Source organism: Sphaerisporangium rubeum (assembly GCF_014207705.1).
Taxonomy (GTDB): Bacteria; Actinomycetota; Actinomycetes; order Streptosporangiales; family Streptosporangiaceae; genus Sphaerisporangium; species Sphaerisporangium rubeum.
Genome location: NZ_JACHIU010000001.1, coordinates 5,470,539 through 5,483,365, shown reverse-complemented (window position 1 = coordinate 5,483,365; position 12,827 = coordinate 5,470,539). Strand labels below are relative to the sequence as shown.

At 69.3% G+C, this 12,827-nt stretch carries 12 protein-coding genes, 2 tRNA genes and 1 riboswitch; of the genes, 6 read left to right on the top strand and 8 right to left on the bottom strand.

Annotated features, from left to right (window positions below; genetic code table 11):
• Positions 1 to 65 precede the first annotated feature (65 nt).
• A complete protein-coding gene (locus tag BJ992_RS23330; RefSeq protein ID WP_184984443.1) occupies positions 66 to 1,181 on the top strand; it encodes a PP2C family protein-serine/threonine phosphatase in 1,116 nt (371 codons plus the stop codon).
• A 16-nt stretch (positions 1,182 to 1,197) separates the two neighbouring features.
• On the opposite strand, the gene BJ992_RS23325 is transcribed toward BJ992_RS23330, so the two are convergent.
• Positions 1,198 to 1,803 carry a response regulator transcription factor gene (locus BJ992_RS23325; protein WP_184984441.1) on the bottom strand — a complete coding sequence of 202 codons (606 nt, stop codon included), beginning with the start codon at positions 1,801 to 1,803 and terminating at the stop codon, positions 1,198 to 1,200.
• Between the two features lie 251 nt (positions 1,804 to 2,054).
• Here BJ992_RS23325 and BJ992_RS23320 point away from each other — a divergent pair, with 251 nt between their 5' ends.
• A complete protein-coding gene (locus BJ992_RS23320) occupies positions 2,055 to 3,359 on the top strand; it encodes a M50 family metallopeptidase (protein WP_184984439.1) in 1,305 nt (434 codons plus the stop codon).
• Positions 3,360 to 3,406: 47 nt separating this feature from the next.
• Here the strand turns inward: BJ992_RS23320 and BJ992_RS23315 are convergent, their stop codons facing one another.
• The 3 genes from BJ992_RS23315 to BJ992_RS23305 all read right to left on the bottom strand — a co-directional run bounded on the left by BJ992_RS23315 (position 3,407) and on the right by BJ992_RS23305 (position 6,458).
• Positions 3,407 to 4,342: a VldE C-terminal domain-containing protein gene (locus BJ992_RS23315; RefSeq protein WP_343072811.1), complete on the bottom strand. Its 936-nt coding sequence runs from the start codon at positions 4,340 to 4,342 to the stop codon at positions 3,407 to 3,409.
• A gap of 29 nt (positions 4,343 to 4,371) precedes the next feature.
• A riboswitch (cyclic di-AMP (ydaO/yuaA leader) is annotated at positions 4,372 to 4,512 on the bottom strand.
• Positions 4,513 to 4,584: 72 nt separating this feature from the next.
• Entirely contained in the window at positions 4,585 to 5,655 is a 1,071-nt protein-coding gene (gene galT, locus BJ992_RS23310) for a galactose-1-phosphate uridylyltransferase (protein WP_184984437.1), read from the bottom strand.
• Positions 5,652 to 6,458, bottom strand: coding sequence for a DeoR/GlpR family DNA-binding transcription regulator (locus BJ992_RS23305; RefSeq protein ID WP_184984435.1), 807 nt, complete (start codon positions 6,456 to 6,458; stop codon positions 5,652 to 5,654). Before BJ992_RS23305 ends, galT begins: the two co-directional genes overlap by 4 nt.
• Positions 6,459 to 6,629: 171 nt before the next feature.
• Between BJ992_RS23305 and BJ992_RS34570 the strand changes: the two genes are divergently transcribed.
• Entirely contained in the window at positions 6,630 to 6,704 is a 75-nt protein-coding gene (locus BJ992_RS34570) for a 50S ribosomal protein bL37 (RefSeq protein WP_425503734.1), read from the top strand.
• Between the two features lie 82 nt (positions 6,705 to 6,786).
• Here the strand turns inward: BJ992_RS34570 and BJ992_RS23300 are convergent, their stop codons facing one another.
• From BJ992_RS23300 to BJ992_RS23290, 3 genes are all read right to left on the bottom strand, one after another.
• Positions 6,787 to 7,338 carry a TIGR03086 family metal-binding protein gene (locus BJ992_RS23300; RefSeq protein WP_184984433.1) on the bottom strand — a complete coding sequence of 184 codons (552 nt, stop codon included), beginning with the start codon at positions 7,336 to 7,338 and terminating at the stop codon, positions 6,787 to 6,789.
• 104 nt (positions 7,339 to 7,442) lie between these two features.
• A complete protein-coding gene (locus tag BJ992_RS23295; RefSeq protein ID WP_184984431.1) occupies positions 7,443 to 8,834 on the bottom strand; it encodes a dihydrolipoyl dehydrogenase family protein in 1,392 nt (463 codons plus the stop codon).
• A gap of 221 nt (positions 8,835 to 9,055) precedes the next feature.
• Positions 9,056 to 9,126: transfer RNA gene (locus tag BJ992_RS23290), tRNA-Gly, on the bottom strand.
• Positions 9,127 to 9,217: 91 nt separating this feature from the next.
• Here BJ992_RS23290 and BJ992_RS23285 point away from each other — a divergent pair.
• Positions 9,218 to 9,291 (top strand) — tRNA-Pro (locus BJ992_RS23285).
• A gap of 163 nt (positions 9,292 to 9,454) precedes the next feature.
• Here BJ992_RS23285 and BJ992_RS23280 read toward each other — a convergent pair.
• Positions 9,455 to 9,964 (bottom strand): ATP-binding protein, encoded by a 510-nt coding sequence (locus tag BJ992_RS23280; RefSeq protein ID WP_246496754.1) that lies wholly within the window; start codon positions 9,962 to 9,964, stop codon positions 9,455 to 9,457.
• Positions 9,965 to 10,214: 250 nt separating this feature from the next.
• Between BJ992_RS23280 and BJ992_RS23275 the strand changes: the two genes are divergently transcribed.
• Both BJ992_RS23275 and tig read left to right on the top strand, forming a co-directional pair.
• A complete protein-coding gene (locus BJ992_RS23275; protein ID WP_184984429.1) occupies positions 10,215 to 11,084 on the top strand; it encodes a helix-turn-helix domain-containing protein in 870 nt (289 codons plus the stop codon).
• 208 nt (positions 11,085 to 11,292) lie between these two features.
• Positions 11,293 to 12,672: a trigger factor gene (gene tig, locus BJ992_RS23270; protein ID WP_184984427.1), complete on the top strand. Its 1,380-nt coding sequence runs from the start codon at positions 11,293 to 11,295 to the stop codon at positions 12,670 to 12,672.
• Positions 12,673 to 12,827 lie beyond the last annotated feature (155 nt).

Genomic DNA, 12,827 nt, shown 5'->3' with positions numbered 1-12,827 from the left:
ATGATCAAGGTCTTGGTCAAGTAGGCTGCCCAAAGGGCATCGGGCCAGATAGAGTCGGCTCCATCATGAGTTCCCGTCCGGCGCCGCTGATCCCCCCGCGGCTCCGCGCGATCTTGGTGCGCATCCCTTTTCTGGTGCGGATCGTGCGATTCCTCCGCAGGGGGCCACTGGCACGTGACCGCAATCTCTTGATCACCTTGAGCCTGCTCACGCTGACGCTCGGCTTCCTCTCCGCGCGGGTCTCCAGCGAGTGGTTCTCACCCAGCCTGTTCATCCTCGTGACGCTGGTCGGCGGCCTGCAGCTGCGGCTGCGCAGCCTGGCGGTGCTGCTGTGCTCGGAGTTCGTCGCGCTCGGCACCATCGCCGTGCTGCTCGGCCCGCGCCACCTCACGCCGGGCACGCTGGTCACGCTCGGCTTCACCATGGTGCTCGCCGTCCTCATGGCACGCACCCGCGGCGTGCTCGGCGTGCAGGGCCTGCGCGGCGACGTCATGCTGCTGGAGCTGCGCGACCGGCTCAAACGGCAGGGTGACCTGCCCGCGCTTCGCAAGGACTGGGGCTCCAAGGTCGTTCTCAAGCAGGCCGGCGGGTCGTCGTTCGGCGGCGACTTCCTGGTGTCCACCCGCAACGGCGACATCCTGGAGATCGCGCTCGTCGACGTGTCGGGCAAAGGGGTCGACGCCGGCACCAGAGCGCTCATGCTGTCGGGGACGTTCGGCGGGCTGCTCGGCTCGGTCGACGCGTTCCTCCCCGCCTGCAACGCCTACCTGCACCGCCAGCCCGAGGGCGAGGGTTTCGTCACCGCCGTCCACCTGCGGCTCGACCTGTCCACCGGGGCCTACCAGATCACCTCGGCCGGGCATCCGCCTGTGGTGAAGTTCGACGCCGGCACCGGCACCTGGCAGGTCTCCGCCGCCAAGGGAGTGGTGCTCGGCGTCGTGCCGGACCTGCACTGCGAGCCGGACAACGGCGTGCTGCACAAGGGCGACGCGCTCATGCTGTACACCGACGGCCTGATCGAGCAGCCGGGACGCGACATCGACTCCGGCCTCGACCGGCTGCTCGGCGAGGCCGAGCGGCTGGTGCCGTCAGGCTTCCTGAGCGGGGCCCGGCCGCTGGTCGACTCCATGTCCGCCGGTCACAACGACGACTGCGCGCTCATCCTCATCTGGCGTCCCTGACCGGCAGGCCACCTTCCTACAGCCAGCCGGCCTCGCTCGCGATGCGCACGGCGTCCAGGCGGTTGCGCGCACCGGTCTTGTACATCACCCGCGACAGATGGTTGCGGACCGTTCCCACGGACAGGTACAGCTTGGCGGCGATCTCCTTGGAGGCCGAGCCTTGCGCCGCGAGCCGCAGCACGTCCATCTCTCTTGGCGTCAGGGGGTTGTCCGCCGACGTCAGCGCGGCGATGGCGAGATCGGAGTCGACGGCCTTGCGTCCGGAGGCGACCTTCCTGATGCCGTCGGACAACTGCTCAGGGGCCACGTCGATGCTCAGGAAACCCAAGGCGTGCGCGGCGAAGGCACGGCGCACCTGGCCCGGGTTGGGCTGCGCGGACAGCAGCAGCACCCTGCACCTCGGCGCCTTGTCGTGCAGCCGGGTCGCCACGGTCAGGCCGTCGAGGTCGGGGAGGTCCACGTCCATGACGGCGACGTCAGGGTCGAGCTCCAGCGCCGCCGGCACGACGTACTCGCCACAGGCCACATCGGCGATCACCGCGAGATCCTTCTCCGCGTCCAGCGAGGCCACCAGTCCCCGCCGGACGAGGGGGAGATGTTCGGCAACCAGGATGCGTATCAAGGTTCTCCTAGGGGGCATTGGCGCAGAATCCGGCAAATGTTACTTAACCGAGTCATATCCCACGGTGTCGAGATGATTGCGTACCGTCAATGCAGTCTCTCGATTCGCTGCATCTCGCGCAAGTCACTCCTGCGGTCGGTCAGTGTGAGGATGATTAACCCGCCTGGTCCGGGGCGTGCCGGAGTTCGGTTAGTCTCGTCACAGGGCAATCCGAACCCAACGCACTTCTCCGCATGTGGGAGGCCGCACCTATGAGCTGGCTCGTCGTGGCCGGGTTTCTCATCTTCTTCCTCGGCTTGATGGCGTCGATTGCCCTGCACGAGATCGGCCACCTGGTCCCCGCCAAGTTCTTCGGCGTGAAGGTCACCCAGTACATGGTCGGATTCGGCCCCACCCTGTGGTCCAGGCGGGGCAAGGAAACCGAATACGGCGTGAAATGGATTCCGCTCGGCGGCTACATCCGCATGATCGGGCCGCTTCCGCCGCGGCCCCAGGACCACGGCAAGCTGCGCAACCTGTCCACCGGCTACTGGCAGGGCCTGATCGAGAGCGCGCGCCAGGCCTCGCTCGAGGACGTCAGGCCCGGTGACGAGGACCGCGTGCTGTACCGCAAGCCGTGGTGGCAGCGCCTGATCATCTTCATCGGCGGCCCCGCCATGAACTTCGTGCTGGCCTTCCTGCTGTTCGCCGTCGTCTTCATGGGCTTCGGCATCCAGGTCGCCAAGCCGATCGTGGCCACGGTGTCCCAGTGCGTGATGACGGTCCAGGAGCAGCAGCAGGGCAAGCAGTGCACCTCCGCACACCCCAAGTCACCCGCGGCGCTGGCCGGCCTGCATGTCAACGACAAGATCGTCGCCGTCGGCGGCACCCGCATCACCACCTGGGAGCAGGCGACCGGGCTGATCCGCGCGCACGGCGCGGGACCGATCACCCTCCAGATCGAGCGCAACGGCCGGCCGGTCACCCTCACCCCCACGCTCATCGGCCGCGACGCTCCCTCCCCCGATGACCCCACCAAGATCGAGAAGAACGCGGGCTTCCTCGGTGTGAGCTCGGTGATGGTCGTCGAGCGGCAGGGCATCGGTTACGTCTTCAGCACCATGGGCGACATCACCGCGCGCACCGCCGCCGCGCTGGCCAAGTTCCCCGAGCGCCTCGGCAACGTCTGGGACGCCGCCTTCAGCGGCGCCAAGCGCGACCTCGACAGCCCCGCCAGCATCGTCGGCGCCGGCCGCATCGGCGGTGAGATCGCCGCGTCCGCCGCACCGCTCGACGCCAAGATCATCTCGCTGATCCAGCTCGTCGCACTGGTGAACCTCGCCATCGGCCTGTTCAACCTTGTCCCGCTGCTCCCGCTGGACGGCGGCCAGATCGCCGGCGCGCTGTGGGAAGGCATCAAACGTGCCTACGCACGCGTGCGCCGCCGCCCCACCCCCGGGTACGTCGACATCGCCAAGGCCCTGCCTCTGACGTACGCCGTGGTCGCCGTCCTGCTCGTCACGAGCACGCTGCTCATCTACGCCGACATCGTCAACCCCATCCGCCTGTCGGGCTGACCCACGCCGCCGGCCCGGGTCCCGGGCCGGCTCGGCCGGTGCCACGATCAGTACATCGAGATGTGCACGTGGTCGAAGTGGTTGGCCGTGACGCCGCCGCGGTCGGACATGGCGCGCCAGCCGGGGAAGCCCAGGTTGTAGATGCGCTGGCGGTAGATGACGTACTTGACGCCGAGTTTGCCGCCGTTCTTGATGGCCCAGGCGGCGAGCTCGTCGCCGAGGGCGGCGTCCGCGGCCGAGGGCATGGCGCCGCCGGAGCTCATCATGAAGTCGCAGGCCCGGCCGAGCGGGTGTTCACCGCTGTTCTCGGCCCGGTAGCAGCCGACCGGGAAACGCAGGGTGAAGTGGTCGCGCACCTCGGCGCGCAACAGTCTCATCCGTGGCGTGATGTTGTCGCTGCCGGACGGCAGTTCCGGAGCCCAGGCCCCGTTGGCGCGCTTGCCGGGAGCGGTGGGGACCAGCCGGTCGAGCTTGTCCTTGATCTCGCCGATCAGCTTCTCGGCGTCCTTGCGCCTGCCGCTCAGCTCGGTCATGTCGTCGCGCAGCGCGGCGGTGAGCCGTTCGGCGTCCCCGGCGGCGCGCTTGCGCGTGTCGCGGGCCGTGGCGAACCCGCTGAGCCGTGCGCTCTGCTCGGCCTGGAGCTGCTCGACCATCGCCGAGCCACCGGGGGTCACCAGTTCCCGGATCAGGCCCATGCCGCCGGCCTGGTAACTCAGCTGCGCGATGTCGCCGACGTCGTCGGCGGCCACGGCGTACGCCTCCTCGGCGGCCTTGAGCCGGTCACGTGCCGCCTTCTCCGCCGCCTTGGCCTTGGCGACGGCGGCACGCTTGGCGCCGTACTCGGCGATCAGCTTGTCGACCTTCTTGTTGAGCGACGCGAGCTGCGCCTTGAGCTCCTTCTCCGTGGGTTTGGGAGCGGTTGCCCCCGCCACGGCCTGACCGGGGACGAGCCCGGTCATGAGCAGGACACACGCGGCCGTCACCACGGAACCGCCGAAAGTGCGCGGCAGGGCCTTCTCCTCTCGTGCGCCGACCGGGTTAGCTGACGGGTTCGGGCCGGAGTCGCCCTACCACCACATGGGTGGATTCACCCCAGAGAAGCACGGGTCCCCGGTTCCCTGGCGAGGCGCCTGGGATTTGGCGTTACCGCCGTGACCGGCGGGTTCGATGGGATGGTAGTACTCTGCCGCCACTTGTGGCGACTCATCGGACAAATTGGGCGAAACTACTCGCCTCTGAGCATGCGTGCCGCTTCCTCAGGCAACACGTCGTTGACGAACGCCCCCATCGCCGACTCCGAGCCCGCCAGGTACTTCAGCTTGTCCTTGGCCCGCCGCACACTGAACAGCTCCAGATGCAGGTACGCGAGGTCCCGGCCCTCCCGCACCGGCGCCTGGTGCCAGGCCGCGACGTACGGCATCGGCACCCCGAACAGCCCGTCGAGCCGCCGCAGGACCCCCGTGTACAGCGGCCCGAACTCGGCACGCTCCTCCGGCTCCAGCGCGCTCAGGTCCGGAACCTGCCGGTTGAGGTAGACGTGCACCTCGAACGGCCAGCGCGCCGCCGCCGGCACGAACGCCGTCCAGTGCTCCCCGGCCGCCACCACCCGCGTCCCCGCCTCCCTCTCGGCCGCAAGCACGTCGGCGAACAGGTTCTCGCCGGTGCGCTCGCGGTACCGCGCCGCCGAGCCGAGCATCTGCCGGGTGCGCGGGGTGACGTACGGGTACGCGTAGATCTGGCCGTGCGGATGGGCCAGGGTGATGCCGATCTCCGAGCCGCGGTTCTCGAAACAGAAGACCTGCTCCACGCCGGGCAGCGCGGACAACTCGGACGTGCGGTCGGCCCACGCCTGGAGCACGAGGTCCACCTGGCCGGGGGAGAGCGCGGAGAACGACGAGTCGTGCCGGTCGGTGAAGCACACCACCTCACAGCGGCCGGCCCCCGGCCGTACCTCACTGAGCCCGCCGACCCGCGGAAGCTCCACCGGCGCGAGGCTGAACGACGGGAAGCGGTTCTCGAACACGGCGACGTCGTAGCCGGCGGCGGGGATCTCGGTGGCGTTCCCCGGCGTCGAGGGACACAGCGGGCACTGGTCGGCCGGAGGGAGGAACGTCCGGGTCTGCCGGTGACCGGCGACCGCCACCCACTCGTCCAGCAGCGGGTCGTACCGCAGTTGCGACGCCGGCGGACGTGGCGGCAGGTCGCGGGAGTCGTGCGCGCCGCGGTCGGCGTCGTCCCGGCGGTCGAAGTAGATCAGCTCGCGGCCGTCCGCCAGATGGGTGATGGTCCGTTTCACGGTCGTACCGCCTCGTCGTCGTTCTCGTCGGCCGCGGGCTCGGCCAGGATCAGCGTGCCGACGCGCTCGGCGAGGGCCTCACGCGCGTCATCCGGCAGGCCGGTGTCGCTGACCACCACGTCGGCCTCCTCCAGTCGCGCGATGGTGCTGAAGCCCACCGTGCCCCACTTGGTGTGGTCGGCCAGCACGACCAGACGCTGCGCCGCCGCCACGAGCTCACGGTCGGTCTCGGCCTCCAGCATGTTCGGTGTGCTGAAGCCGGCACGGGTGCTCATGCCGTGCACGCCGAGCATGAGTGTGTCGACGTTCAGCGACCGCACGGCGGCCACCGCCACCGGCCCCACCAGAGCGTCGGAGGGGGTGCGCACACCGCCGGTCAGCACGACGGTCTGGTCCTGCCGTCCGTGGTGGAACACGTCGGCCACGCGCGGGGAGTTGGTGATGACCGTCAGCTTCGGCACCTCGGCCAGGTGGTGTGCCAGGGTCCAGGTGGTGGTGCCGGCCGACAGCGCGACCGCCGTACCGGGCCCGGCGAGCTCGGCGGCGCGCCGCGCGATGGCTTCCTTCTCGGCCTGCTGGCGCATCGACTTGGCGGCGAAGCCGGGCTCCTCGGTCGAACCGGCTCCGACGGCCGTCGCGCCGCCGTGGACCTTCTCGACCAGCCCCTGCTCGGCGAGCACCTCCAGATCGCGGCGGATCGTCATGTCCGACACCCCGAGATCACGCACCAGCTCGGCCACCCGGGCCGCCCCGTGCTTTCGCACGCGCCGCAGGATCGCCTGCTGCCGCTGCTGGGCCAGCATCAGTTCTCCTTTTCCACAGATTCCAGCAAATCATCCCACATTGGCACACTCTGGCTGTTGGAACATGGGGGAACCGTGGGATCGAGACGCTTTTCTCAAGATCGAGACTTGTGGGACCGCGGCGCCGGCGGGCATCGTGGGGGAGGAGACCCAAGGGAAAGGTGATCCGAGATGGGCAGACGAGCACGCAAAGGCCGGGCCCGCAAGAAGAAGAGGGCCAACCACGGCCGGCGGCCCAACAGCTGAGACGCCGAGTTCTCAAGCACCTGGCGCACCGGCCCTCCAGGCGCCGCCACGCCACCCCGCCGACGGCTTTTGCCGGCATCGGTCAGCCGTGCCGGCCCCAGGCGGCCAGCAGGCGTGTCAGAGGGTCGGTGCCGGGGTGCTCGCCGAGGGCCTGCGTGTCGTCGGCCTCGGCACCCGCGAACCACTCGGTGCACAACCGCACCAGCTCGGGATCGAGCCGCACCGGCCGGCCGACGGCGGTCGCGACGTCCCATGTGTGGATCAGCGCGTCCGCGAACAACTCGGTCAGGTACTCCTCGCACGGGACGTCGCCGAACGATAATCGCACCACGCGGCCGAGTACGTCCGGTGGCGCGGTGGCCCGCACGGCGGCCGCGGCCGCCACGTCGAACGCCTTCACCGGGTCGTCGCCGAGCAGGTCGCCCTCGAAAAGGTCGCCGACCTCCGCGACCGAGCGGCCCGACAACAGCTCGGGGACGAACAGGCACTCCTGCACGAGGTGGTTGACCAGGGTGCGCACGTCCCAGCCCGAGCACGGCGTGGGGTCGCGCCACTGCCCCGGGCCGACCCGCTGCACCTGCGCCGCGCAGCCGTCGAGCGCACGCCGGTACGCCTCGCGGATGCCCACCGTCATCTGACCCTCCCGCGTCGTCGCCTCCGACGTTAGCCCGTCGGGAAGATCTCTACACCGAGCGGCACTGGCCGGACCCGGTCAGCGCGGACGCGTCCCCGCCGAGGTCAGTCCATCTTCTTCAGCGCGTCCCCCACTGCCCGGTGGAATGTCGGATATGCGTAGATCATTGACTTCAGCTCCCGCACCGGCACCCGCGCGTGCACCGCCAGAGTGAGCATGCCGAGCACCTCACCCGCGTACGGCCCCGCCGCGCTCGCCCCCACCAGCACCGGGTCGGCGCCGTCCTCGGCCACCAGCTTGACGAAGCCCTCCGCCTGGTGGATCCACCCCCGGCCCGACAGGTCACCGGTGACCACCCGCACCGGGACCCCCGCCTGGCGCGCCTTGGCCTCGGTCAGTCCCACACCGCCGACCTCGGGGTCGGTGAAGGTCACCCGCGGCACGGCGTCACGCCGCCACACCGGACCCGCCTCGCCGAGGATGTCCGCCAGCGCGACGCCTGCCTGGTAGATCGCCACATGCGTGAACGCTCCCTCCCCCGTGACGTCGCCGATGGCCCACAGCCCGTCCGCGGCCCGCATGTGGTCGTCCACCTCGATGGCCTTCGCGGACTCGTCGAGCCCCATCGCTCCCGCTCCGACGGCCGCGAGATCGACCCGGCGGCCGGTGGCGACCAGCAGCCGCTCCGCGCGGTAACTGCCGTCCTCGGTCATGGCGGTGAACGCCGACCCGTGGTGGTCGACCCGCGTCACCTTCGTCCCGGTGCGCACCGTGATGCCTTCCGCGGCGAACGTCCTGGCCAGCAACTCACCCGCCTCGGGCTCCTCACCCGGCAGCAGCCGCTCGGCGGACTCCACCAGCGTGACCTCGGCGCCGAACCGCGCGAACGCCTGCGCCAACTCCACCCCGACGGCGCCGCCGCCGAGCACGATCAGCGACTCCGGCACCCTGTCGGTACTGACGGCTTCACGGTTGGTCCAGTACGGGGTCTCCGCGAGCCCCGGGACCGGCGGAATCGCCGGCACGGTGCCGGTGGCGACCACGACCCCGCGCCGCGCACGCAGCACCCGGGCCTCCCCGCCGCTCCCCGAGGGCTCCACGGTCACCTCACGGTCCCCGGTGATCCGTCCCCTCCCACGCACCAGCGTGGCACCCGTACCCGCGAAACGCTCCGCCGCGACCTTGTCGTTCCAGTCGTCGGTCGCCTCTTCCCTGATCCTGCGCGCCACCGGCCCCCAGTCCGGCTGCGCGTGCGACGTCCCCGCCAGCCCGGGAACACGCCGGCACTCGGCCAGCACCTCCGCCGCGCGGAGCATCATCTTGGACGGCACACAGGCCCAGTACGGGCACTCCCCACCGACCAGCTCGGCCTCCACCCCCGCCACGGCCAGCCCCGCCTCCGCCAGCCGCTGACCAAGATCCTCGCCACCGGGCCCGAGCCCCAGCACGACGACATCGAACTCGTCTTTCCTCTTGCCTTCTTTCTCCGTGCCCATGAGTGCCACCTGCCCCGTGCCCCGAGCTCCAACCCATGGCCGGGCCCGTACGCGCCGGGGCCGTGCTCGCCGCACTCGCCGACGCGGGTGCGGGCTGGAGCCACGCCGACACAGGGCCGAGGAGGGCGAATCGGAGAACGGGCACGAAATCGAATTCAGGCCGGAGACGAACAAGGCCCGGGATCGGAGACCATGTCCCCGGCCTGGGCCTTCGTGGTGAGAGCGGACGACGGGAATCGAACCCGCGTAGCCAGTTTGGAAGACTGGGGCTCTACCATTGAGCTACGTCCGCGCGAGCCGGTGTTGGTCTGGTCTAGACTTCTGCCGGTCCGTCAGGACGTAAGCGTACCGGAGATTCCAGGTGCGCGAGCGGCCGGCGGTCGCGGGGTGTAGCGCAGCTTGGTAGCGCGCCTGCTTTGGGTGCAGGAGATCATCGGTTCAAATCCGGTCACCCCGACAAGGCGGTTTTCGGGCGGCGGGCCCGGGTGGAAAGTTTCACCTGGCGCCGCCGCCGGGAGGTCGCCGGCGGGGGTGCCGAAAAGGGTCCTCGCGAGGCCCGAAATTCCCCGCCGTACGCCACTCGAGGGCTTGTCGGCCGCGAAACAGGCCGTTCCGGGCCGTCAGTTACGGGTGCGGAACAGGGCCCAGACGGCTTTGCCGCCTTCATCCAGGACGTCCCAGCCCCAGCAGGTGCTGTAGGTGTCCACGATGTACAGGCCGCGGCCGTGCTCTGAGACGAAATCGGGCTCTTTGGGCCGGGGGATGTCGTCGCTCGGGTCGGAGACCGCGAGCAGCACGTGCGGGGTGAGCCTGAGAAGCATCAGGACGATCGGGTGGGAGTCGAGACGCCGCGCGGCGTGGGGGGCGTAGCGGACGGCGTTGGTCACGAGCTCGGAGACCACGAGTGCGGCGTCGTCGCCGAGGTCCTCGAAACCCCATCGGCGCAAGGTGCTGCGGGTGACGTCCCTGGCGGTGCGCACCGAGTCGGCCTGCGGGCGGAGAGGGCAGGTGGTGGTGTCCTCCCTGCCGCTGGAGCGCAGCAGTCTCTGGAACCCGATCTCGCGTGTCACTTCCAGGCAGTGGGCCGCGGACACGGGCTCCAGCATGGTGCCGATACCTCCCGCTGTCATCTCACGTCTCCGCGGTCACATGGCTGCTATATGGGTCGGTGCACGTTTAACCCAATATGCACTAGGCCATCATGGGTGAGTATTCGGTTCGGTGCAAGACCCAAATGCACGTGCATGTGTAGCGTGCAGACGCACACCTCCCGGTGGTGCGTCCGGAAAAACGCCAGAGTGAGCAGGCCTTGTCACGAGGGCCGGAAGTGGTGACACTGTGTTGGCTGGCCCGAGCGAAGCAGAAGAAAGGAGGGCGCAGATGACCGCATTCCAGACCGGATCGGGACCGACGGCCCTCCGCATTATGCTGGGGTCGCAGTTGCGCCGCTTGCGGGAGAACAAGGGCATCACTCGTGAGGAGGCGGGTCACCAGATCCGCGGCTCCGAGTCCAAGATCAGCCGCATGGAGCTCGGCCGCGTCGGCTTCAAGGAGCGCGACGTCGCCGACCTGCTCACCTATTACGGTGTCGCGGACATCGAGGCGCGCACCGCCGTCATGGACCTCGTGGAGCGGGCCAACGAGCCCGGGTGGTGGCACCGCTTCAACGACCTGCTGCCGTCCTGGTTCCAGGCCTACGTCGGCCTTGAGGAGGCCGCGACCCGCATCCGCACCTACGAGGTGCAGTTCGTGCCGGGCCTCCTGCAGACCAAGGAGTACGCGCGCGCGGTCATCACCGCCGGCGCGGCCGGCATCGGCCCCGCCGAGATCGCCCGCAGGGTCGACCTCCGCATGGAGCGCCAGCGGGTGCTCGACCGTCCCGACGGTCCGGTCTTCTGGGCCGTCATCGACGAGGCCGCGCTGCGGCGGCCCATCGGCGGCGCCGAGGTGATGCGGGGCCAGCTCCAGCACCTCCTGGAGCTGATGAGGCTGCCCGGCATCACCATTCAGGTGATGCCTTTCAGTTACGGCGGCCACAGCGCCGAGGGTGGCGCGTTCAGCATCTTGCGCTTCGGCGACAAGGAGCTGCCTGACGTCGTCTACGTCGAGCAGCTCGCCAGTGCGCTCTACCTGGACAAACGCGAGGAGGTCGACCGTTACGGCGAGGTGATGGAGCGGCTGTGCGCGGTCAGCACCACCCCCGAGGCGACCGTTGAAATCCTCCAGAAGATCATCTCTGATAGACTCTGACGCCTGTCGATGACGCCGGAGCCGCCCACCTGCCCTAGACTGGCATGCGGCGCTGGACACCCGCCGCGGTAGCGCATGCCCCTCAGGATGTGCCCGTTCGTCCCGTGCACTGAGCCGCCCATGTGGGCGCGGCGCGCGAGCATGTCGCGGTGGCCGTACGGCATGACGCGCCCGCGATCACCAGAAGCTTGATCAAGGAGACCACCCCGTGAAGACCGCTGTCGAGGAGCTGAGCCCCACCCGGGTCAGGCTCACCGTCGAGGTGCCGTTCGAGGAGCTCGAAACGAGCATGCAGGCGGCGTACAAGAAGGTCGCGCAGCAGGTGCGCGTTCCCGGCTTCCGCCCCGGCAAGGTTCCCGCCCGCATCATCGAGCAGCGCTTCGGCCGCGCGGTGGTTCTGGAGGAGACCCTCAACGAGGCCCTGCCCAAGCTTTACGGCCAGGCCGTCGACGAGAGCGACGTCTTCCCGGTGAGCCAGCCCGAGATCGAGGTCACCAAGATCGATGACGGCAAGGAGGTCGAGTTCACCGCCGAGGTGGACGTCCGGCCGTCCTTCGACGTCCCCGACTACTCCGGCATCGAGGTCACCGTCCCCTCGGCCGAGGTCACCGACGACGACATCGACACCCAGATCGACGCACTGCGTCAGCGCTTCGCCACCCTCACCGGGGTCGAGCGGCCCGCCGCCACGGGTGACTACGTCGTGATGGACCTCACGGCCACCATCGACGGCAGGAACATCGAGGAGCAGCAGGCCTCGGACGTCTCCTACGAGGTCGGTGCCGGCTCGGTCCTGCAGGGCCTGGACGACTCCCTCGTCGGCATGGCCGCCGGGGACGAGAAGACCTTCACCACGACCCTGGTGGGTGGCGAGAACGCCGGCGAGGAAGCCGACGTCACCATCCACGTCAAGAGCGTCAAGGAGAAGGTGCTCCCCGAGTTGGACGACGAGTTCGCGGGTCTCGCCAGCGAGTTCGACACCCTTGAGGAGCTGCGCGAGAGCCTGCGCGGCCAGGCCCGCCGCAACAAGCTCATCGACCAGGTCGTGCAGGCCCGTGAGAACGCCGTGACGGCCCTGCTCGACCAGATCGACATCCCGCTCCCCGAGAGCGCGCTCACCGCCGAGGTCGACGCGCGCAAGCACAACCTCGAGCACCAGATCGGCGAGAGCGGCCTGAGCCGTGAGGCGTACTTCCGTCTCTACCAGACCACTGAGGAAGAGCGCTTCGCCGAGTTCGAGACCAACGCGCGCAAAGCCATCAAGACCGGTTTCGTCCTCGACAAGATCGTCAAGCAGGAGGAGCTGGGGGTCAACGAGCAGGAGCTCACCGAGTTCGTGGTGCGCCGCGCCGCGCAGCTCGGCGTCGCCCCCAACACGCTGGCCCAGCACCTCGCGGACAACGACCAGCTGACCCTGGCCATGGTCGAGATCGTCCGTGAGAAGGCCAAGACCGTGGTCGGCGACTCCGCCAAGATCACCGACGAGGCCGGCGCCGACGTCGACCTCAAGGCCATCTACGCCGAGCTCAACCCCGAGCAGGAGGGTGCCGCTCCGCCGCCGGAGCCCACCGTTCAGCCCGCTCAGTGATCTGAGGTCCCCGCCTAAGGGCCGTCGGCACAGCGACACGAGGGCCGTTCGGCGCGTTCCATGCGCGCCGGACGGCCTTCACGCGTTCAGACCTCGCGAATCCCGGCTCACCACAAATAAGTGAGCTTTAGTGTGTTTTTTGCTGATTCATGGGC